Genomic DNA, 20,761 nt, shown 5'->3' with positions numbered 1-20,761 from the left:
AGCCGCCGGTCAGCCGAACAGCTCGCGGATCTGGCCGACGACCTCCACGATCACCGACACCTCGGCGGCCCGGGCCGACAGCCGCTTGAGCGCGTCGAGGACGCGGGAGCGGTCGGGGTCGGCCTGCTCGATCTCCTGGCGCACGTCGGCGACGTCCCGGCGGGCCCGCGCGGGCTCGGTCACCTCCGCCTCGTGCTCGGCGAGCAGGCGTTCCAGCCGGTCGAGCAGCCGGGCCGCCTCGCCGGGGGCCGAGCCGCCCAGGTTGTTGACCGTGGCGCGGGAGTGCGGGCCCACCGCGATCGGGCCGCTCACCTCGCCGCCGCTGATGTGCACGCCGTACGAGCCCGGCGTGGGGGTCTGCTCGTTCGTCACGCGCCCTGCCCTCCCAGGTTGTTGACCGTCGCCGCGGCCTGGTGCCCGAAGGCGACCGGGCCGCTGACCGTGGCGCCGCCGCTGACCGACAGCGTGTTCATGGTCACGCTCGCCGCCTGCAACCGGTAGGCGCCGGTCTCCACGCCCTTGTCCTCCAGGAAGTCGAGGACCGCCTCGGTGAGCCGCTGCTCGATCATCCGCACGTACTTGGAGACGTCGAGGACCTGGATGTGGGTCTGCAGGTCGTCGCTCGCGCCCAGCTCCCGGACGCTGAAGCGGGCGCCGTAGGGGTAGACGATGTGCTTGCGCGGGTCGGGCGCCAGCATGTTCTGCCGGACGGCCTGCACCCCCGTACGGACGAGCCGGGCGGGCGCGGCCAGCACGTCGCGCAGCAGCCGCAGCTTCAACGACCTGACCGCCTCCCAGGCGATGCGGCCGCCGGTCATCGTGGGCAGCCGGTCGACCACGTGGTAGGGGCCGTGGGCGGGCGGGAGCACGGTGACCACGAACTGGGTGTAGAGCATCCGTCCCTCGACGGCCAGGTAGATGAACGCGGAGGTCAGCGCCTCCTGGTCCTCGGCGGGAGCGACGAGCCGGCCGTTGCGGTCGCGGATCTCCTGCCCGGCGTTGTTGATCGTGACGCGCTGGTAGTAGCGCACGCCGCCCTGCGGATGGCGGACGATCGCCTCGATCTCCTCGGGCGTGGCGTGGGACCTGGGCAGGCCGTTCTTGCCGATCAGCGGATGGGACACCGGAACGCCGCCATCGTGCCAGTCGGCCACGGTGAAGATCCCCCTGGTGACGACGTGGTCGCCGATGTCGAGCCGCTGGATGCCCTCGTTGGGACGCAGCACCCGGTCGCGCATGTCCTTCAGCCGCTCGCGGACGAAGGCGTGCAGCTCGACGGGGTCGAGGTCGACCGGGTCGTCCTGGCGGCGCGGCGGGCCCTCGCGGCCGCGCACCCGGTCGAGCTCGACGGCGATCGACCAGGTCCTGGCGATGGACCCGGCGCCCATGAAGGCGTCCTCGTTGGCGTACATGGTGATGTTGCCCCACTGGGCGCTGCGCACGTAGTCGACGCGATGGGCGGTGCGGGGGCCGGTCGCGCCGGTGACCGGCTCGGGCGCGCCCGGCCGCAGCGTGCCGGCCAGCGTCATGTACGTCGCGATCCGGTAGACCAGCGCCACCCCGAGCGTGGTGAAGGGCACGGCCATCGCCAGCGCCAGCGTGCCGAGCCCCTGGCCGAGGACGTCGGCGACGCCGTAGGAGGGGCCGTCGTCGTAGAACGAGGAGCTGGACAGGCTCTGCAGCAGCAGCACGGACAGCGCGGTGGAGAACACCGCGGCCAGCAGGAGCAGGGCCATGTTCGCGGCCCAGAACCAGAGCATGGCCCGCAGCACCAGCGAGCCGCGCCGGACCCGCCCCGACGTGAGCAGCACCAGCGGGACGAGCGTCGCCACCCACGCGATCGTGGTCAGCGGGGAGATCACGAACCCGACGAGGAAGAACACGGTGATGAGCGCGTCGCGGACGACGAGCATCGAGCGCGAGCGCCGGCAGTGGTGGATCACCGGGACGAGGTCGAAGCCGCCGTAGGACGGGGGGACCGCGCGGTAGGGATCGAACATCAGCTCGCCCAGCACCCGGTCACGGAACCCGCTGTCGAGGTAGGCGGCGGCGCTGAGGTAGCGGGTGACGTTGCTCATGCGGGGCACGCCGGGGTGGGCCCTGGTGTCCCGCGTGGAGCCGGTGGCGCCGGAGCTGTCGACGGCCATGACCCTCCTTCGTCGGTGAACCCGGCCGAGCTTATGAGGGGCGAGTGCTTCGGGGGGCTCGTTGTTATCAAATAGTCTCGTTCACCGGAAGTGAAGCTCGGGACAAAAGCCCGATAAATTGAAATTCTTCCCTTTACGGAGCATTACGGGAGGGTGTATTGGTCCACCATTCAGGCGCCGAGGGGCGGTGCGGGCGATGCGGCAGCGACACCGGCGCCCTCACCCAGTGCCCCCGCTGCGGCGCCCTCCTCCCCGCCCCCACACCCCCCACCTCCACACCTCCCGCCTCCTCCGGCCCCTCACCCGCCGACCCCGCAGACACCGGCGCCCCACCCGGTGGCCCCGGTTCCCCGCCCGCCGGCAGTGGCGTCCCGTTCGTAGGGGTCGGCACGCCGGGGGCCGGTTCCGGTGGTGTCCCGCCTGTGGTGCGCTCGTCCGGGGAGGGGGCGTTCGCCGGTCTCTCGCGGGGGCCGCTGGGGGACGATCATCCGCCGCCGCCCTCGCGGTTGCGTCCGCCGGGGTGGCGGCGGCCGGTGGTGCTGGTCAGCGTGGCGGCGGCGTGCGCGACGACGGCGCTGGTCTGGTGGGTGGCCGGGAGCCGCCCGCCCTCTCCGGCGGAGGCGGGCGGGCGCTCGGGCGGCGCGCCGTCGGCCGTCCAGCCGCAGACCTCGGACGAGGCGACGGACGACCCGGCGACCGGGGACGCCACCCCCACCGGCGACCCGGCCGCGAGCACCGACCCGACACCGAGCACGGACCCCACGGCAGGTGCGGCCGGGCAGGCCGGGCGGGTGGACGAGCTGCTGTCCAGCAGCAGTTCCGCCCGTGCCAGCCTGTCGGCGGCGATCGCGGACGCGACCGGTTGCCGCCGGGCCGGCGTGACCACGATCGAGGACATCACCGCCGGCCGCCGCGACCAGCTCGCCGCCGCCCGGACGCTGGAGGTGACGGCCCTGCCCGAGGGCGCGGCGCTGAAGCAGACGCTCATCACCGCGCTCGACGCCTCCTACGACGCCGACACCGCCTTCCTCTCCTGGGCCCGGCGCCATCTGGCGGGCGGCTGCACCGGCCCGGTCTCGGACGACCGCGATTACCGGCGAGGTCTCAGCAGATCGGAGGCCGCGCAGACGGCGAAGGCGCAATTCGCGCAGGCGTGGCAGCCGATTGCAGAGACATATGGCCTGACAATATGGAAAGCCGACCAGATCTAGCCATATTGGCCCATAATTCAGCGTAAGCACCGAAATTCCGAGCGCCGATCGACGAGAGGCCGCGCAGACGACACGTTCCGCCGGTGACACGTTCCGTCCGGCGACGCGTCTCGTCAGTGACACGAAGGAGTGCTGCGATGTTCCTGCCACGCCGTGTGTTCCGGCTGGCCGCGGGTGCGGCGGCCGGGTACCTGCTCGCCGTGCGCCCCTGGCACCTGCGCTGGGGCGCGACCGACAGAGAGGTGCACGAGGACCTGCCGGGTGACGACATCGTGCCGCTCCCCCAGCTCCAGGCCACCCGTGCCGTCACCGTGGACGCGCCGCCGCCGGTCGTGTGGGCCTGGGTGGTCCGGCTCGGCGGCTACCCGGGCCCGAGCACCCGTCCCGGCACCCGTCCGGGCACCGGAACCGACGCGCGGGCGGAAGCCGCCGGCGAGCCCGCGCAGCCCCCGCACGACCTCAAGCCCGGCGACGTCATGGACGGCGGCGCCTTCGTCGTCGAGCGGATCGAGCCCCCGCACAGCCTCGTGCTGGCCGACCGCGGCGCCGACGCCACCACGACCTGCTCCATCGCGCTCCGCGACACCGGCGGCGGCACCCGGCTGATCTACCGGCTCCGGATGCGCGGCGAGCCCACCGTGCGCGGCGCCGCCCACGTCGCGATGACGGACGTCGGCGACTTCGTCGCGATGCGCAGGCAGCTCCTCGCCGTCAAGACGGGAGCCGAGTCGGCGAGGTGAGCCACTGAGCCGAGCCAGTGAGCCGGGCTGGAAGGCCCTGGTTCGGGCCCTCCGCCGCTGCCTTAGGGTTCATGCTGTGGATCAACGGGCAGCGAGCGCGACGGCCGAACGCGCATCCGCCGGCAAGCGTCCCTCACCCCGGCGGCGCAGGCGCTGGTTCGCCTGGACGGTGGTCGCGCTGCTGGCGGCCTGGGCGGCGCTGCGGGTCGGTGGCCTGGAGACCGGCTCCTTCCTCATCCAGCTCATGACGGTGACGCCGATCGGCGCGGGGCTGGCCGCGCTGACCGCGCTGCTGGCGGTGCTCAGGCGCAACCGCCCGGCGGGGCTGAGCGCGGCCGTCGTGGGCATGGTGTTCGTCGCGTGCCTGATCCCGAGGACGTCCGGGGTCGAGCCGGGCAGAGTGATCGACGGCATCCCGCTGCGGGTGCTGTCGGTCAACCTGTTCGGACGGGCAGACGCCGAGACCGTGGTCCGCCTGGTGCGCACGTACGAGATCGAGGTGTTCAGCGCGCTGGAGCTGCCCCCGGACGCGGTCCGGCGGCTCGACCAGGCGGGGCTGCGCAAGCTGCTCCCGTACCGGGTGCTCCAGGCCGCGGACGGCGCGATCGGCAGCGGCCTGTTCGCCAAGCACCCGCTGCGGCCGCGGCGGGGGCTGTTCACCCCGATCGGCCACAACATGCCGGCCGCCACGCTGTCCCTGCCCTCGGGCGGCAAGGTCGAGATCGTGGCCGTGCATCCCAACCCGCCGCTCGGCCGGATGGCGGCCGAGTGGGACGCCTCGCTCAAGGCGCTCCCGTCCCCGTCGCCGGAGGTAATCAGGATCCTGGCCGGCGACTTCAACGCCAGCCTCGACCACCGCGCCTTCCGCGACCTGCTGGCCCGGGGCTACGTCGACGCGGCCGACCAGGTGGGCAAGGGGCTCGTCCCGACCTGGCCCAACGGCAGGGCGATACCGCCGATCATCACGATCGACCACGTGCTCGCAGACCGCCGGGTGGGCGTGGCCCGTACGGAGATCCTCGACGTGCCCGGCACCGACCACCGCGGCGTCTTCGCCGACCTGCGTCTGCCCGCCATCGGCTGACCCGCCGCTCCCCGCCCGGTCACCGCCCCCGCTGCCCGTGCAGCATTCTGAGGGACGCCCTGAGCAGCTTGCCGGCGCCGTTCCGCGGTAGGCCGGGGACGAGCTCCAGATACCTCGGGATCTTGAAGCGGGCCAGGCGGCCGTCGAGGTGGGCGAGCAGTTCCCCGGGCTCCGCGCTCGCGCCCGGCCGCAGCACGACCAGCGCCTTGCCGGTCTCCCCCCACTTCTCGTCCGGTACGCCGATCACCGCGCACTCGGCCACCGCCGGATGGGCGAGGAGCAGGTTCTCGATCTCGGCCGGGTAGACGTTCTCGCCGCCGGAGATGTACATGTCGCTGATCCGGTCGCGGATGCGGACGTACCCGCCCTCGTCGGCCACGCCGATGTCGCCGGACCTGAACCAGCCGTCGGCGGACAACACCTTCGCGGTCTCCTTCGGACGCCGCCAGTAGCCGGGCATGACGTTGGGGCCCTGGACGTACACCTCGCCGGGCTCGCCGGGGGCGGCGGGCGAGCCGTCGTGGGCGACCAGCCGCACGTCGGAGAAGAAGCACGGCACCCCGGCCGAACCGAGCTCGGCGTCCGGGTGCCCCGCCCCGAGGAAGAGCGCGCCCGGGGAGGTCTCCGTCATGCCGTACCCCTGGAGGAACGGCAGCCCGCGCTCCCGGTACGTCCTGATCAGCGGCTCGGGCACCGGCGCTCCTCCGCACAGCAGGTGCCGCAGGCTGGACAGGTCGGCGTCCGCCCAGCGCGGCGACCGCGCGAGGGCCGCGAACATCGACGGCACGCCGAACATCATCGTGACCCGCTCGGACTCGACCAGGTCGAACGTCCTGTCCACCCGGAACGACGGCTCCAGCAGCGCCCGGCCGCCCTTCAGCACGGTCGGGACGAGCGTCTGCGCCAGGGCCGCGATGTGCCACAGCGGCGCGCTGACCAGCGTCACCTCGTCGTGCGCGAGCGGCACGTCGACCAGCAGGTTCACGGCGTTCCAGATGAGGTTGCCGTGGGTGAGCATCGCGCCCTTGGGGCGGCCGGTGGTGCCCGAGGCGTACATGATCAGGCAGAGGTCGTCCTGGCTCACCGGCTCGTCCACGGGGTCGGCGGGCGCGCCGGCGATCAGCTCCTCGAAGGCGTCCTGGTCCAGGTGCCGGCCGGGCAGGCCGCCGCCGTCCTGGCCCGCGCCGAGGACGACGACGCGGGCGCCGGAGTCGTCCAGGAGGAAGCGCAGCTCGGGCGGGGCCAGCCGGGCGTTGAGCGGGACGAACACCGCGCCCAGCAGTCCGGCGGCGAAGAACGTCTCCACCAGGGACGGGTGGTTGGGCCCGAGATAGGCGATCCGGTCGCCGCGGCCCACGTCCAGGCCGGTCAGCCCGTGGGCCAGGCGGGTGACCCGGTCGTACAGGTCGCCGTAGGTGCGGTCGATCCCCTGGTAACCGACGGCGGGCCGGGCGGGCGTCATCCGCGCCCTGCGTGCCGGCCATGACCCAAGCCCCTGATTCCGCATCGGCACTCCTTGACGGTCAGGACTCAAGGTAGGTCACCAAGCGCTTGCTGTCACCGGAATGCCATACTTTCTCCCGTCCGCCCTCTCTCGTGCTCCTGGGGCGTCGGCGGTTTCCGTGGGTGGCGGCCTCTTTCAGAGGCGGCATCCGCGCGTGACACTGGACGGCGTGTCCCCAGTCACGCGCGTTCCCGTGTTACGCGGCCGCGACGCGGAGGAGAACGTCCTGCTGCGGCTCCTCGACGACGCCCGGGCCGGCTCCGGAGGGGCGCTGCTGCTGACCGGCGCGGCGGGCATGGGCAAGACGGCGCTGCTCGACCTGGCCGCCGCGCGGGCCTCCGGGTTCCGGGTGCTGCGGGTGTCGGGGGTGGAGCCGGAGTCGGGGGTGCCGTACGCGGGGCTGCACGGCCTGCTGAGGCCGGTGTCCGGGGTCGTCGCGGCGCTGCCGGCCGCCCAGGCCCGCGCGCTGGCCGAGGCCCTGGAGTCCGGGACCTGCGGGGCGGGGCTCGTGCTGCCCGCCGCCGTGCTCGGGCTGCTGTCGGCGGTCGCCGCCGAGCGTCCCGTACTGGCCTGCGTGGACGACGCCGACCGGCTGGACGCGGCGAGCCTGGACGCGCTCTCGTTCGTGGCCCGCCGCCTGTCCTGCGAGCCGATCGCCCTGCTCTTCACCAGCAGACCCCCGCCCTCCCACGCCGTCCCGTACGGCGAGCGGGAGCCGGAGGGGTTCGACGGCGAGGCGATGCGGCGGCTTGAGGGCGTGCCCGCGCGGGAGCTGCGCGGGCTCGACGGGCCGGCGGTGCGGGAGCTGGCCGCGGACCTGGCGCCCGGCGGGCTCGCCGAGGACCTGTCGGCCGCGCTCGACCAGATCGCCCGCGGGAACCCGCTGGCGCTGCGCGAGCTGATCGGCGCGCTCACCCCCGACCAGCGGGCCGGGCTCGCGGCGCCGCCCGCCGTCCTGCCTCCTGGTGGGCGGTTGTGGCGGGAGCACACGGGCGTGCTGGCCCGGCTGCCCGCGCGTACGCGCCGGCTGTCGCTGCTGATCGCCGCCGATCCGGCCCTGGACGTGGCGACCCTGGCCAGGGCGGCGAGCCCGGCGTGCGCGTTGTCGGTGCTCGAACCGGCCGAACGGGCGGGCGTCCTGCGGGCCGACGGGGACGCGTTCGTGTTCCGGGAACCCGCGATGCGGGCGGTCACGTACCACGCGGCGTCGCTGGCCGAGCGCCGCCGCGCCCACCGCCTCCTCGCCGACCTGCTCACCCCGGGCGGGTGCCACGCAGGTGGTTGGGAGGGGTTGCGGCGGGCGTGGCATCGGGCCTGGGCGGGGGATGGCGGGGAGGAGGCCGGGGACGAGCTGGCGCGGGCGGCGCTGGCCGTGCGGTGGGCCGCCGGGAGCTCCGAGCCGTGCCTGGCCTCGGAGCGTCGTGCCGGGTTCCCCGAGCCCTACCTGGCGTTGGAGCGCGCCGCCGAGCTGACCGCTGATCCCGCGGTCAAGGCCGGACGGCTGGCCGCCGCCGCCAGGCACGCCTGGGTGTCCGGACGTCCCCTGGCCGCGCGTTCCCTGCTGGCCCGGCTGCGGTCGCCCGGCGCGCCCGAGGAACTGCGCGGCCACGTCCAGCTCCTGCGCGGCAGCCTGGAGCTGCTGGGCGGCGAGACCGGCAGCGCCCGCGAGGAGCTGCTGGCGGCGGCCCGCGGGCTGCTGGACAGCCACCGCGTGCTCGGCGTGCGCGCGCTGGTCCGCGCGGCGGACGCCAGCTACCGGGCGGGCGACAACCGGGCGTTCATCGCGATCGCCCGGCAGGCGGCGGCCCTGCGACGTCCGGACGAGCCGGCGCCGGCGCAGCTCATGTTCGAGTACCTGGCGGGCATGGCCCACACCTTCAGCGGCCTGCACCAGGAGGCGGCCGGGCCGTTGCGGCGGGTGCTGGAGCTGGCCGGCTCGGTACGCGACCCGGCCGTGCTCACGTGGGCGTGCGTGGCGGGCATGCTGCTGGGCGAGGACGCGGTGGCCCACCGGCTGTCGGCGCGGGCCGTGGAGGAGGCCCGGCTGCGCGGGGCCGCGTCGGCGGTGCCGCAGCTCCTGGAGTTCACGATCTACCCCGACGTCTGGACGGGCCGGTACGCCTCCGTCGCCGCCACCGCCGCGAAGGGCCTGCGGCTGGCCCGGGAGACGGGCCAGCACAACACCGCGGCCCAGCACCTGGCCTGGCTGGCGATCAGCGCCGCCGTGGAGGGCGACCAGGAGACGTGCCGGATCCGCGCGGACGCCGCCATCGAGCTGGCCGACGCCCACGAGCTGGGTCTGGCCGGCGCGGTCGGCAACTGGGCGCTGGCCTGCCTCGACCTGGCCGCGGGCCGCGTGGCCGACGCCGCGGGCAGGCTGCGGGCCGAGCGGCGCAACCGCCACGTCGTCATCAGGGTCATGTCCACCCCGCACTACATCGAGGCGGCCGCCCGCACCGGCGACCGCGAGCGGGCCGCGGCCGCCCTGCGGGTGCTCGAACGCTGGGTCGGCAGCACGCGCAGCCCCGGCCTGCGGGCGCTGGTCTCGCGCTGCCGGGCGCTGCTGGCGGTGCGTCCCGGCGAGGCCGAGGAGCTGTTCCTGGACGCCCTGCGCCTGCACGGCCAGGGCGTCTGCGCGTTCGAGGCGGCCCGTACGCACCTGCTGCTGGGCAGCGCGCTGCGGCGTGACCGGCGGCCCGGCGCGGCCAGGAACCACCTGCACACGGCGCTGGAGACGTTCGAACGGCACGGCGCGCGGCTGTGGACCGAGCAGGCCAGGGCCGAGCTGCGGGCCTCCGGCGAGCCGGTCCGGCCGGCCGCGGACGCGACGGTGTCGCAGCTCACCGCGCAGCAGGCGCAGATCGCCCGCATGGTGGCCGCCGGCGCCACCAACAAGGAGGTCGCCGAGCAGCTCTTCCTCAGCAGGCGCACGGTCGAGCACCATCTGCGGAACATCTTCAGCAAGCTCGGCATCCGCTCACGGGTGGAGCTGGTCAGGTTCATGTAGCGCCTGAACCGGGCGGCGGGCGGCACGAGACCGGTGATTTCACCGATGCACGGCTGACCGCGTGTCCCGACAATGGCGACAGACAGCAGTCATTCCCCCGATGAGCAGGGAGTTCGACGACGTGCAGCTCTCCACCCCCCACTTCGGCGCGCGAACGTTCACCAAGCTCGCCCTGGCCGTCACGCTGCTCGCCGGTGGCGTCGCGGCGGCGCCGGCGGCCCACGCGGCCGGTCCGTACGAGCGCGGCCCCGACCCGACCGGCGCGATCCTGGAAGCCGCCCGCGGCCCGTTCGCGACCGCCGAGCTCGGCGTCTCGCGGCTGAGCGTCTCCGGCTTCGGCGGCGGGACGATCTACTACCCGACCGACACCAGCCAGGGCACCTTCGGCGCGATCGCCATCTCGCCCGGCTACACGGCGACCTGGTCCAGCCTCGCCTGGCTGGGGCCGCGGATCGCCTCGCACGGGTTCGTGGTGATCGGCATCGAGACCACCACGATCTACGACCAGCCGGCCAGCCGCGGCCGTCAGCTCCTGGCCGCGCTGGACTACCTGACCTCGGGCAGCCCGTCGGCCGTGCGCAGCAGGATCGACGCGTCCCGGCTCGCGGTGGCCGGTCACTCCATGGGCGGCGGCGGCACGCTGGAGGCCGCCGACGCGCGCCCGTCGCTCCAGGCGGCGGTGCCGCTCGCGCCGTGGAACCTCACCAAGAGCTGGTCGGGCCTCCGGGTGCCGACGATGATCATCGGGGGTGAGGCCGACACGATCGCGCCGGTGGCGACCCACTCCGAGCCGTTCTACCAGTCGATCCCGTCGTCGGTGGAGAAGGCGTACCTGGAGCTGAACGGCGCCTCGCACTTCTTCCCGCAGGTCACCAACACCACGATGGCCAAGTCGATGGTGGCCTGGCTGAAGCGGTTCGTCGACGACGACACCCGCTACGACCAGTTCCTGTGCCCCGCCCCGCGCGGGACCGCGATCGAGGAGTACCGCGACACCTGCCCGATCACCTGACGGGCGCGGATCCGGAGCCGGTGACGCCCGCCGTCACCGGCTTCTGCGGCGTTACCGGTGGTTGTCCGGCTGCCAGCCGGCCGGCGGGTCCTCGCCCACCAGGCCGTCGACGGCTTCGCGGAGGAGGTTGGCGGGGCTGTCGTGCACGGCGGAGGTGAACGCCAGTCGGGGCCGTCCCGATCGGCCGGCTCCCACGGCTCGCCGAGCGGGGCGCCGGTCAGCCTGACGGTGGACAGGTGGTCTTGGGGGTGTCGTTGTCGGTCATGCGGACCACCGTAGAACCCGCCACCGACAAGACCGGCGGTGTTGGGCCCGTCGCCGGTGGTCAGCGGAAGGCGGCGGCGTTGCGCTCGGCCCAGGCGGCGAACGGGCGGGCGGGACGGCCGAGAACGCGCTCGACGTCCGGGCTGACGCTCCGCTCGTCCGGGGTAGGCTCGCCCAGGATGGCGAGCGTGCCCTCCACCACGGGCAGCGGCATGACCTGCGCCATCTGCGCGTGGGCGGCCTCGCGGGTCTGCTCGGCGAAGCGCACCGGCTCGCCGAGCGCCGCCGCGATCGCCGCCGCCCGGTCCCGCGGAGTGGTGGCCTCGGGGCCGGTCAGCACGTACGTCGCCCCGTCGTGCCCGTCCTCGCGCAGGACGGCGGCCGCCACGGCGGCGACGTCGGCGGGGTCGACGAAGGGCAGGCCGACGTCGCCGAAGGGGGCCTCGGCGGTGCGGCTCAGGCGTACGGGCTCGGCCCAGGCGTAGGCGTTGGAGGCCATGCCGCCCGAACGCAGGACCGTCCAGGCCAGCCCCGACCCGCGGACGGCCTCCTCGAACCGCACGGCGTGCGGGTAGGCCCCCGGCCGGGTCCCGGCGCCCTGGCTGGACAGCAGGACGACCTTGCGCACGCCCGCCTCCCCGGCCGCCGCGATCACGCCCTCCGGGTCCTCCCCCGCCACCAGCAGGAACAGCGCGTCCGCACCCGCCAGGGCCGGACGCAGGCTCGCGACGTCGCCCAGGTCGGCGGCGACGGCCCGGACGCCCGGCGGCACGTCGGCCTCCGTGACGCGGCGGGCGACGGCGGTGACCGGCAGGCCCTCCTCGGCCAGCAGACCGACCAGCGTGCGGCCGACGTTCCCGGTGGCACCCGTGACAACGAACATGATGGTTCTCCTCAATCATTAGTTAGTTGCCTGACTAAGAAGAACCGTAGCACAGAAACTAAGTCAGGCAACTAACTTCTCGCTGGCAAGGTGTGAGACCCCCGCACGCCGGGGACATCTGGGCAAATGGGGACGGCGTTCGCCACGACGGCACTGGCCGGACAAGGATGGACCCAGCTGGGAGAACTGGGTCTGGCCCTGCTGCTGTCGGCCGCCATCGGGCTCGAACGCGAGATCCGCCAGAAGAGCGCCGGCCTGCGCACCCACACGCTGGTCGGCTTCGCCTCGGCCCTGATCATGCTGGTGTCCAAGTACGGCTTCGCCGACGTCCTGGGTGAGCACGTCACGCTCGACCCGTCCCGGGTGGCCGCGCAGATCGTGTCGGGCATCGGGTTCATCGGCGGCGGCCTGATCTTCGTCCGCCGGGACGCGGTGCGCGGGCTCACCACCGCCGCGGTGGTCTGGCTGACCTGCGCGGTCGGCATGGCCGCCGGGGCCGGACTGTGGCTGCTGGCGGTCGCCGTCACCGCCGGCCACTTCCTGGTCCTGTTCGCCTTCACCCCGCTCAGCGCCCGGCTCCCCCGCTCCAAGTACGCCCAGTCGCGCCTGCACCTGACCTACCTCGACCGCCACGGCGCCCTCCGGCGGGTGCTCGCGCTGTGCAGCGACAGGGGTTTCGTCATCGCCGAGCTCACCCTCGAACGCGACCAGCCGCCCAAGGACCGGGAGTCGATCTCGATCTGGCTCGTCGTCCAGGGCCCGGGGCCGGTCGAGGTGCTGGTCACCGAGCTGCTGGAGATCGACGGCGTGCTCGGCGTCTCCAGCGTCGACCTCGACGTCACCACGCCCTGACGCCGGCGCGGGCCGCACAACCGTTCAAGACCGGAGCCGGTCCCTGCCGCTACAACGGTGACGGCGGGACACGCGGAGCGGGAGGACGGATGGCCGGAACGGGATTCATCGGACTGGGGATCATGGGCCGGCCCATGGCGCTCAACCTGGTGCGGGCGGGCACGCCGGTCGTGGTCTGGAACCGTACGGCGGCCGGGTGCGAGCCGCTGCGGGCGGCCGGCGCGCACGTGGCGGCGAGCCCGGACGAGGTGTTCGCGCGGGCCAGGGTCGTGCTGCTCATGCTGGCCGACGAGGCCGCCGTGGACGCGGTGCTCGGGCGCGGCACGCCGCGGTTCGCGTCCATGGTGGCCGGGCGGATCGTGGTGCACATGGGCACGACGTCCCCGGCGTGGTCGGCGGACCTGGGCGCGGCGGTGCGGGCGGCCGGCGGCGACTACGTCGAGGCGCCCGTGTCGGGCTCGCGCGGCCCGGCCGAGGCCGGGCGGCTGGTGGCGATGCTGGCCGGCGAGCCCGCGGCGGTCGAGGAGGTGGGCCCCCTGCTCGCGCCGATGTGCGCCGGGACGATCGCGTGCGGCCCGGTGCCCGGCGGGCTGCTGATGAAGCTGGCGGTGAACATCTTCCTGATCACCATGGTCAGCGGCCTGGCCGAGGCCGCGCACTTCGCCGCCCGGCACGGCCTGGACCTGGACAGGTTCGCCCAGGTGCTCGACTCGGGCCCGATGGCCAGCGACGTGTCGCGGGGGAAGGTCCGCAAGCTGCTGGACGGCGACCTCGCCGCCCAAGCGGCCATCGCCGACGTGCTGAAGAACAACCGGCTCATCGCCGGGGCGGCGCGGGCGTCGGGCGTGGCCTCGCCGCTGATCGACGTCTGCCACGCGCTGTTCGCCGAGACCCTGGCGCTCGGGCACGGCACGCTCGACATGGTGGCCGTGATCCGCGCGATCGAGGCCAGGACCGACGGGCGTCAGGTGAGCACAGGGGTGGACGCGCCGGGCGTCAGGTGAGGGCGGTGGTCCATTCGCCGGGGGTGAGTCCGTAGGCGCGCTTGAACATGCGGGTCAGGTGGCTCTGGTCGGCGAAGCCCGCCCGCAGCGCGGCCTCCCGCAGCGGCAGGCCGCCGCTCATCGCCCGCCGGGCCACGTCCAGCTGCCGCATCGTCCGGTACCGGGTCGGGCTGGTGCCGAAGACGGCGCGGAACTGGCGGGCGATCGTCCAGCGGTCGAGCCCCGAGACGCGTTCGAACTCGGCCACCGGGTGCCGGGTCGCGGGGTCGGCGGCGATGAGCTCGCGCACCCGTGCCAGCGCCTCGATCGCGAGGGGATCGCGCCGCCGCCGGACGGGGACGTCGGCGTGACGCTCCAGGGCCGCCGCGACCAGCAGCGCGACCTCCAGCCGGGCCAGCTCCTCCAGGGGCTCGTCCAGGTGCCGCAGCCAGGCGAGCAGCGCCGGCGACATCCCCTCCGGCCGCACGACGGGGTCGGCGACGAACGGCAGCGGCCGGCCGCCCAGCGCCTCCTGGATCAGGTACGGGTCGACGTAGAAGATCCGGTAGCCGAAGCCCGCGTCGGTGCCCGCGGCCCCGTCGTGCAGCTCGTCGGGGTGCAGGACGTGCCACTCCCCCGGCAGGCATCGCCGCAGCTCGCCGCGGTAGCGGAAGGTCTGCACGCCGGCGAGCGTGACGCCGATCGCGTACGTGTCGTGGCGGTGGGGCGCGAACGCCTCGCCGACGAGCGAGGCCGCCAGCCGCTCGATGCCCTCGGCGGCCGGGCCGAAGCGCAACCGGTGCCCCGGCCGCCCCGCCCCGCCGCGGACAGGTCGTGTCTCCACCACCCCAGTGTCGCGCTTCACCCCTCCGGCGCGGTCACCCCTCGGGCGCCCGTCAGCGCCCGCGCGTCGTTGCCGACGATCGGGTTGCGCACGCTGCCGAGGCGTTCGGCCTCGACCTCGACGACGTCGCCGGGCCGCAGCAGCCACGGCGGGGTGCGCGCGTAGCCGACCCCGGCGGGGGTGCCGGTGGCCAGCAGGTCGCCGGGCCGCAGCGTGAACGTGCGCGAGATCAGGGCGAGCGTGTCGCCGACGCCGTAGACCATCTCGTCGGTACGCCCGTCCTGGACGACCTCGCCGTTCACCCGGGTCCGCACCCGCAGCCCGTCGCGCAGGTCACCGACCTCGGACGCGGGCACCAGCGGGCCGAGCGGGCCGGACCGGTCGGCGTTCTTGCCGAGGATCCACTGGCTGGTGAGCTTCTGCGCCCTACGCGCGGTGAGGTCGTTGAAGACCGAGTAGCCGGCGACCGCGGCCAGCGCCTCCTCCGGGTCCGCGTCCACCAGCGGCGCGCCGACGTACGCGACCACCTCGCCCTCCCAGTCCAGGCCGTCCTCGCCCGAGGGCACCGGCACCGGGACGCCGCCCACGGTCAGCGACCGCGTCCAGCGGGCGAACAGCGTCGGGTGCGGCGGCACGCCCTCCCCCGCGTAGGAGCCCTCGGCGACGTGCCTGAGGTAGTTCAGCCCGATACAGATCACCCGGGCCTCCGGCAGCACCGGCGGCACGAGGGTGACCGACGCGACCGGGAGCCGCTCGCCGGCCGGCTCGCGGGCCAGGAAGGCGGCCGCGCCGGCCCAGAACCGCTCCAGCGGGGCGAGCACGGTGACCTCGGCCCCGTCGGCCGACAACGCGCCGGCCTCGACGCCCCCGGCGGCGTGCCGGCGGATCCCGACGATCCTCATCGCTCATCTCCTCACGGCGGCGAAAACCTGCCAAAGGTTCGCAGGTTTTATGGTTGGATCCGGACTATGCCCTACTCCTCCTCCCCCGGACAACCGGCCGCCGCGCTCGGGCAGGGCGCGGGCACGCGGGCCGAGCGGCTGGCCGCCGCGCTCGACGAGCGGATCAGGTCGCGCGGGCTGGGTCCCGGGGAGCCGGTCGGCACGCTGGAGGCGCTGCGCGCGGAGACGGGCCTCGGTTACGCCACGGTCAGCGAGGCCGTCCGGCTGCTGCGCGACCGTGGGGTGCTGGAGATCCGGCCGGGCCGCGGCGGCGGGCTGTTCGTCGCCGACCCCGGCCCGGTGGTGCGGCTGCGGCACACCCTGCTCGGCGTCGCCGAGGAGCCGGGCACCGTCGCCGACGCCGTCGAGCTGCGCGACCACCTGGAGGAGCTGATCGACGTCGGCGCCGCCCGCCACCGCACCCGCCGGGACGTCGCCGACCTGCGCCGCCTGCTGCGGCGGCTGCGCGCCGCGCCCGGCTGGGACGCCTTCATGCGCGCCAACTGGGCCCTGCACGAGCGCATCGCCGCCATCAGCCCGAACGCCATGGCCCGGGCCGTCTACCTCGGCACGCTCGGCCATCTGGGCGCCGCGTCCGCGCGTCCCGACGACGCGGCCGGCGCCGGCTACCGCGAGCTGCGCCACCAGATCCACGCCGACCTGGTCGAGGCGATCGCGGCCGGCGACGAGAGCGCCGTACGGGCCGCCGTCGCCCGGCACAACACCACCGTCTGAGACAGACCGGAGAGCCCTCATGTCCGGCGAGTTCCGCCAGTACCTGTTCCCGCACGACCACCCGCGGCTGGCCGGCGTACGCGGCCTCGACCCCTACGCCTACCGCGAGCTGGCCAGGAGACCGGGGACGTTCACCGGCGGCCTGATCGAGGGCTGGACCCCGCTGTACGGCAACGACTTCCGCGGCGTCACCGAGGACGGCGTCCTGCGGGACGGCCTGTACCCGCTGACCCCGGCCGCCCCCGGCGAGCAGGCGCCGGTCGCCGCGATGGTGTCGGCCGCCCGCGACCTGCTGGCCTGCCTCGACGACGAGGACCGCGAACGCCTCTCGCACGACGCCGACGACGTGGCGTGGCAGACCTGGGCCAACCCGGAGTTCATGCAGTTCGACACCGGCCTGCGGCTGGACCTGCGAGCTCCGGCCGTCAGGGAGAAGGCGCTGGCGCTGGTGGGCGCCTCGCTCTCGCCCGAGGGCGGCCGGCTCGTCCGCGCGGTGATGCGGGTCAACGGCTTCCTGGGCGAGGTGGTCGGCCTGGAGACGATACTCAACGAGTTCAGCTACAACTTCGCCCTCTACGGCACGCCTGACCCGCGGGCCCCCTGGGGCTGGCAGCTCTACGGCCACCACTGCGCGCTCAACTGCCTGGTCGTCGAGGGCCGCATGGCGCTGTCGCCGGTGTTCCTCGGCGCCGAGCCCGACGAGATCGACGCCGGTCCGCACGCCGGCCTGCGCGACCTGTTCGCCGACCGGGTCGCCCGCGGCCTGCGGCTGATGGCCGCCCTGCCGGAGGAGCAGCGCCGGCAGGCCGTCGTCTACGAGCACATGGTCGACCCGGCGATGCCCGAGGGACGGGTGCACCCGGGAGACGAACGCCACCTGGCCGGGGCGTTCCAGGACAACCGCGTGATCCCGTTCGAGGGCGTGCGGGTCGCCGCCATGCCCGCGGCGGCCCGGGAGCACGCGCTGGCCGTCGCCGAGTCGTTCGTCGGCCTGCTCCCGGCGGGGCCGCGCGCCGCCCGGCTGCGCGAGATCGCGGCGCACCTCGACGAGACCTGGTTCTGCTGGATCGGCGGCCACCGGCCGGGCGACGTCTTCTACTACCGGCTGCAGTCACCGGTGATCGTCGCCGAGCTCGACCACCACCGCGGCGTCTTCCTCGACTACGACACGCCCAAGCCGTTCCACGTCCACACCGTGCTGCGCACGCCGCACGGCAACGACTACGGCCGCTCGTGGGTGCGGCAGTGGCAGCAGGGTCAGGGCTCGGGCTGCAGGTAGACGACCGTGGACATCGGGACGCGTTCGCGGATGCGCCGCTCGGCCTTGGCCAGCGCCTCGGCCACGGCGTCCCCCTGCTCGGCGACGGTGACCCGGGCGGCCACGAGCAGCTCCTCCGGGCCCAGGTGCAGGGTGCGCAGGCGGGTGAAGGAGGCGACGGCGTCGTCCTCGCGCAGGGCCTCCTCTATGGCCCGCTGGACCTCCGGCGACGCCGACTCACCGATGATCATGCTCTTGGTCTCGGTGGCCAGGGTGACAGCCACGATGATCAGGAGCACGCCGATGGCGATCGAGCCGATGCCGTCGTAGACCGGGTCGCCGACGACCAGCGTGAGCGTGACCCCGATGAGGGCGAAGGCCAGCCCGAGCAGGGCGGCGGTGTCCTCCAGCAGGACCACGGGCAGCTCGGGGGCCTTGGCCTCGCGGATGTAGCGCAGCCACGACCGGCCCCCGCGGGCCCGGTTGGCGTTGCGCACCGCCGTGCGCAGGGACAGCCCCTCCATGACGATCGCGCCCACCAGCACCCCGATCGCCCACGGCCAGCTCTCCAGCGGCTTCGGGTGGCTGATCTTCTCGTAACCCTCGTACAGGGCGAACAGGCCGCCGCCGAAGAACAGCACGACGGAGACCAGGAAGGCGTAGAAGTACCGCTCGCGCCCGTGGCCGAAGGGATGGGACGGGGTGGGCCCGCGCTTGGCGCGGGACTGGCCGAGCAGCAGCAGCCCCTGGTTGCCCGAGTCGGCGAAGGAATGGATGCCCTCGGCGAGCATCGAGGACGAACCGGTGAAGAAGAACGCCACGAACTTGGTGACGGCGATCCCCAGGTTGGCGGCCAGCGCCGCGTAGGTCGCCTCCTGCGAGCCCCCCTTACCGCTCACGCCGACCCCGCAACCGGCACTCGTCCAGGCTGTCGCGTCATCACGTTCCTCCCGTGCGGGTGAGCTGTCGGATGCGTGCCTTTGCCCCGTGGGCCCGCGGGCACACCTTGACCCGGCGATCGAATGGACATGCACAACGTGCATTGATGCGCGTCGTGCATCTTTGTAGGGTGGAACGGCCCGCACCCGAGAGAACAGGACGTGCCGATGAGCGACCGCAGCCTGACCGACGACTCCCCCGGTGCGAGTCCCACGGCGATGCGCCGGATCCTGCCCGCCGACCTGGTCGTGCGCGGCGGGTGCCCGTTCGACCCGCCGCCGGGCCTGCGGGAGCGGCGCGGCCAGGACCCGGTCCGGCCGGTGGAGCTGCTCAACGGCGCGCGGGCGTGGCTGGTCACCGGTTTCGACGAGGCCCGCACCGTCCTGTCGGACGCCCGCTTCAGCGCCGACCGGGTCCGCCACCGCGAGGCCACGTCGCTGCAACCGCACGAGGTGGCCGAGCAGGCGGCCGGCGCCCTTCCGGCGGGCCCGTCCGTCGAGAGCCGCGAGGACGGCTTCTTCGTGTTCATGGACCCGCCCGAGCACACGCGCATCCGGCGGCTGCTGACCGGCCAGTTCACCGTCCGGCGCATGCGGGAGCTGGAGGCCCGGGTCACCGAGATCGCGGTCGAGCACATCGAGGCGATGAAGGCGGCCGGCACGGAGGCCGACCTCGTGCCGTCGTTCGCGCTGCCGCTGCCGTCGCTGGTCATCTGCGAGCTGCTCGGCGTCGACTACGCCGACCGCGCCGAGTTCCAGGAACGCACCTCCGTCGGGCTGAACGCCGGCTCCACCGACGAGGAGCGGGCGGTGGCGGGCGTCGAGCTGTACGCGTTCATGCAGCGGCTGGTGGCCGCCAAGCGCGCCGAGCCGGCCGACGACCTGCTGTCGGGGCTCGTCCACGACGCCGACCCGCCGCTGACCGACGCCCAGCTCGTGGACGTCGCCCTCGTCCTGCTCGGCGCGGGCCACGAGACCACCGCCAACATGCTGGGACTGGGCGCGTTCGCCCTGCTGGAGCACCCCGACCAGCTCGCCGCCCTGCGGGCGGACCCCTCCCTCGTCGACAACGCGGTCGAGGAGCTGCTGCGCTTCCTGAGCATCATCCAGCTCGGCGTCAGCCGCGTCACGACCGAGCCCGTCACGCTGGGCGGCGCCGACCTCCCCGCCGGCGCGACCGTCGTGATCGCCACGCCCGAGGTCAACCGCGACCCCCGCCACTGGCTCGACGCCGACCGGTTCGACGTCAACCGCGCCCGCGTCCCGCACCTGGCCTTCGGGCACGGCGTGCACCAGTGCCTGGGCCAGCAGCTGGCCCGGGTGGAGATGCGCATCGGCCTGACGGAGCTGATCACGCGCCTGCCGGACCTGCGGCTGGCCGTGCCGGCCGGCCAGGTGCCGGTGCGCGACGAGATGCTCATCTTCGGCGTGCACTCCCTGCCGGTCGCCTGGTCCTGACCGGGCGCAGTGCCCGCCGGAGTCCCGTCGCCCTGCCGGAGCCCATAATGAGGACCGTGGCAGAGGAGGCCGGGGTGGTTCAGCTCGCATCGGGCGGCGGGGAGCCCGCGTCGCCCGGCCGCCGCGAACGCAAGAAGCAGGCCACCCGCGCCGCCCTCCGCGCGGCGGCGCTCCGGCTGGCCCTGCGCCACGGCGTCGAGAACGTGACCGTCGAGCAGATCGCCGGCGAGGCCGACATCGCGCTGCGCACGTTCTTCAACTACTTCTCCAGCAAGGAGGAGGCGGTCGTGGCCTCGCTGGCCACCGCCGCGCAGGAGCTCGTCGCCCGGTTCAGGGCCCGGCCGCGCACCGAGCCGGTCCTGCGGGCATTCCGCGAGGCCGTGCTGACGGTCATGAACGAGAGCGACGCCGCCGGCCGCGACCACGTCCGGGCGTTGCAGCTCGTCCGGTCGGCGCCCACGCTGGTGCCGCAGCAACTGGCCGTGCTCGCGGCGCAGGAGCAGGCCCTGGCCGAGGCGATCGCCGAGCACGTCGGCCACCCCGCCCCCGGGCGTCCCGGCGACACCGGCTATCCCCTGCTGTGCGCGGCCGCGGCCCTGACGGCGCTGCGCGTCGTCCTCGACCAGTGGCTCCGGCAGACCGCGGCCTCCGCGGGGCCGCCGGACACCGCCCTGCTCGGACGGCGCATCGACACGGCGATCGACCAGCTCACCGCCGGCCTCGACCACCCCGGCCGGCCCGGGCCGTGAGGTGAGCGGCCCCTTCGGCGGGCCACACGGGCCGTCCGGGCCGTCCGGGCTGTCCGGGCTGTCCGGGCTGTCCGGGCTGTCCGGGCTGTCCGGGCTGTCCGGGCTGTCCGGGCTGTCCGGCGAGGAGATCCGCCGCTAGTGTCGGCAGTCT

Annotated in this window: 20 protein-coding genes; 12 read left to right on the top strand and 8 right to left on the bottom strand. The window is 74.3% G+C overall.

Annotated features, from left to right (window positions below):
• Positions 1-9 precede the first annotated feature (9 nt).
• The 3 genes from AB0C33_RS26320 to AB0C33_RS26310 all read right to left on the bottom strand — a co-directional run bounded on the left by AB0C33_RS26320 (position 10) and on the right by AB0C33_RS26310 (position 2,901).
• Positions 10-372, bottom strand: coding sequence for a hypothetical protein (locus AB0C33_RS26320; RefSeq protein WP_358292334.1), 363 nt, complete (start codon positions 370-372; stop codon positions 10-12).
• Positions 369-2,147, bottom strand: coding sequence for a hypothetical protein (locus tag AB0C33_RS26315; protein WP_358292331.1), 1,779 nt, complete (start codon positions 2,145-2,147; stop codon positions 369-371). The genes AB0C33_RS26320 and AB0C33_RS26315 overlap by 4 nt, the downstream gene beginning before the upstream one ends.
• A gap of 484 nt (positions 2,148-2,631) precedes the next feature.
• The gene (locus AB0C33_RS26310; protein ID WP_358292330.1) at positions 2,632-2,901 is read right to left on the bottom strand and encodes a hypothetical protein; all 270 of its coding nucleotides are present in this window, start codon (positions 2,899-2,901) and stop codon (positions 2,632-2,634) included.
• 37 nt (positions 2,902-2,938) lie between these two features.
• On the opposite strand from AB0C33_RS26310, the gene AB0C33_RS26305 reads away from it, so the two are divergent.
• From AB0C33_RS26305 to AB0C33_RS26295, 3 genes are all read left to right on the top strand, one after another.
• On the top strand, positions 2,939-3,358 hold the full coding sequence (locus AB0C33_RS26305) for a hypothetical protein (protein WP_358292328.1): 420 nt from the start codon (positions 2,939-2,941) through the stop codon (positions 3,356-3,358).
• 137 nt (positions 3,359-3,495) lie between these two features.
• The gene (locus AB0C33_RS26300) at positions 3,496-4,098 is read left to right on the top strand and encodes a hypothetical protein (RefSeq protein WP_358292326.1); all 603 of its coding nucleotides are present in this window, start codon (positions 3,496-3,498) and stop codon (positions 4,096-4,098) included.
• 76 nt (positions 4,099-4,174) lie between these two features.
• On the top strand, positions 4,175-5,182 hold the full coding sequence (locus tag AB0C33_RS26295; RefSeq protein ID WP_358292324.1) for an endonuclease/exonuclease/phosphatase family protein: 1,008 nt from the start codon (positions 4,175-4,177) through the stop codon (positions 5,180-5,182).
• A 19-nt stretch (positions 5,183-5,201) separates the two neighbouring features.
• Here the strand turns inward: AB0C33_RS26295 and AB0C33_RS26290 are convergent, their stop codons facing one another.
• Positions 5,202-6,644 (bottom strand): long-chain fatty acid--CoA ligase, encoded by a 1,443-nt coding sequence (locus AB0C33_RS26290; RefSeq protein ID WP_358292322.1) that lies wholly within the window; start codon positions 6,642-6,644, stop codon positions 5,202-5,204.
• A gap of 211 nt (positions 6,645-6,855) precedes the next feature.
• Between AB0C33_RS26290 and AB0C33_RS26285 the strand changes: the two genes are divergently transcribed.
• Positions 6,856-9,693 carry an AAA family ATPase gene (locus AB0C33_RS26285; protein ID WP_358292319.1) on the top strand — a complete coding sequence of 946 codons (2,838 nt, stop codon included), beginning with the start codon at positions 6,856-6,858 and terminating at the stop codon, positions 9,691-9,693.
• Positions 9,694-9,793: 100 nt separating this feature from the next.
• On the top strand, positions 9,794-10,705 hold the full coding sequence (locus AB0C33_RS26280) for an alpha/beta hydrolase (protein ID WP_358292317.1): 912 nt from the start codon (positions 9,794-9,796) through the stop codon (positions 10,703-10,705).
• 325 nt (positions 10,706-11,030) lie between these two features.
• Here AB0C33_RS26280 and AB0C33_RS26275 read toward each other — a convergent pair whose 3' ends face one another.
• Complete coding sequence (locus tag AB0C33_RS26275; protein WP_358292314.1) at positions 11,031-11,852, bottom strand: NAD(P)H-binding protein; 822 nt, start codon at positions 11,850-11,852, stop codon at positions 11,031-11,033.
• Between the two features lie 126 nt (positions 11,853-11,978).
• Here AB0C33_RS26275 and AB0C33_RS26270 point away from each other — a divergent pair, with 126 nt between their 5' ends.
• Both AB0C33_RS26270 and AB0C33_RS26265 read left to right on the top strand, forming a co-directional pair.
• Positions 11,979-12,704, top strand: a complete 726-nt coding sequence (locus AB0C33_RS26270; RefSeq protein WP_358292311.1) for an MgtC/SapB family protein — start codon at positions 11,979-11,981, stop codon at positions 12,702-12,704.
• An 89-nt stretch (positions 12,705-12,793) separates the two neighbouring features.
• Complete coding sequence (locus tag AB0C33_RS26265) at positions 12,794-13,708, top strand: NAD(P)-dependent oxidoreductase (RefSeq protein ID WP_358292308.1); 915 nt, start codon at positions 12,794-12,796, stop codon at positions 13,706-13,708.
• Here the strand turns inward: AB0C33_RS26265 and AB0C33_RS26260 are convergent.
• Both AB0C33_RS26260 and AB0C33_RS26255 read right to left on the bottom strand, forming a co-directional pair.
• Complete coding sequence (locus tag AB0C33_RS26260; protein WP_358292306.1) at positions 13,701-14,531, bottom strand: AraC family transcriptional regulator; 831 nt, start codon at positions 14,529-14,531, stop codon at positions 13,701-13,703. The two genes, AB0C33_RS26265 and AB0C33_RS26260, sit on opposite strands and share 8 nt — an antisense overlap.
• Positions 14,532-14,548: 17 nt before the next feature.
• The gene (locus AB0C33_RS26255) at positions 14,549-15,433 is read right to left on the bottom strand and encodes a fumarylacetoacetate hydrolase family protein (protein WP_358292303.1); all 885 of its coding nucleotides are present in this window, start codon (positions 15,431-15,433) and stop codon (positions 14,549-14,551) included.
• A 66-nt stretch (positions 15,434-15,499) separates the two neighbouring features.
• On the opposite strand from AB0C33_RS26255, the gene AB0C33_RS26250 reads away from it, so the two are divergent.
• Complete coding sequence (locus tag AB0C33_RS26250) at positions 15,500-16,207, top strand: FCD domain-containing protein (protein ID WP_358292300.1); 708 nt, start codon at positions 15,500-15,502, stop codon at positions 16,205-16,207.
• 19 nt (positions 16,208-16,226) lie between these two features.
• Positions 16,227-17,486 (top strand): DUF3500 domain-containing protein, encoded by a 1,260-nt coding sequence (locus tag AB0C33_RS26245; protein WP_358292298.1) that lies wholly within the window; start codon positions 16,227-16,229, stop codon positions 17,484-17,486.
• Here AB0C33_RS26245 and AB0C33_RS26240 read toward each other — a convergent pair.
• On the bottom strand, positions 17,465-18,364 hold the full coding sequence (locus tag AB0C33_RS26240) for a cation diffusion facilitator family transporter (RefSeq protein WP_358292295.1): 900 nt from the start codon (positions 18,362-18,364) through the stop codon (positions 17,465-17,467). The genes AB0C33_RS26245 and AB0C33_RS26240 overlap by 22 nt on opposite strands.
• A 207-nt stretch (positions 18,365-18,571) precedes the next feature.
• Here AB0C33_RS26240 and AB0C33_RS26235 point away from each other — a divergent pair, with 207 nt between their 5' ends.
• The 3 genes from AB0C33_RS26235 to AB0C33_RS26225 all read left to right on the top strand — a co-directional run bounded on the left by AB0C33_RS26235 (position 18,572) and on the right by AB0C33_RS26225 (position 20,749).
• Complete coding sequence (locus AB0C33_RS26235; protein WP_358292293.1) at positions 18,572-19,861, top strand: cytochrome P450; 1,290 nt, start codon at positions 18,572-18,574, stop codon at positions 19,859-19,861.
• Between the two features lie 74 nt (positions 19,862-19,935).
• The gene (locus AB0C33_RS26230) at positions 19,936-20,610 is read left to right on the top strand and encodes a TetR/AcrR family transcriptional regulator (RefSeq protein WP_358292290.1); all 675 of its coding nucleotides are present in this window, start codon (positions 19,936-19,938) and stop codon (positions 20,608-20,610) included.
• Position 20,611: 1 nt separating this feature from the next.
• On the top strand, positions 20,612-20,749 hold the full coding sequence (locus tag AB0C33_RS26225) for a hypothetical protein (protein WP_358292288.1): 138 nt from the start codon (positions 20,612-20,614) through the stop codon (positions 20,747-20,749).
• The last annotated feature ends 12 nt before the right edge of the window (positions 20,750-20,761 follow it).

Source organism: Nonomuraea sp. NPDC048881, from assembly GCF_040649795.1.
Classification (GTDB): Bacteria; Actinomycetota; Actinomycetes; order Streptosporangiales; family Streptosporangiaceae; genus Nonomuraea.
The sequence above is the reverse complement of the archived record's forward strand: the minus strand, read 5'-3'. Positions and strand labels throughout refer to the sequence as shown.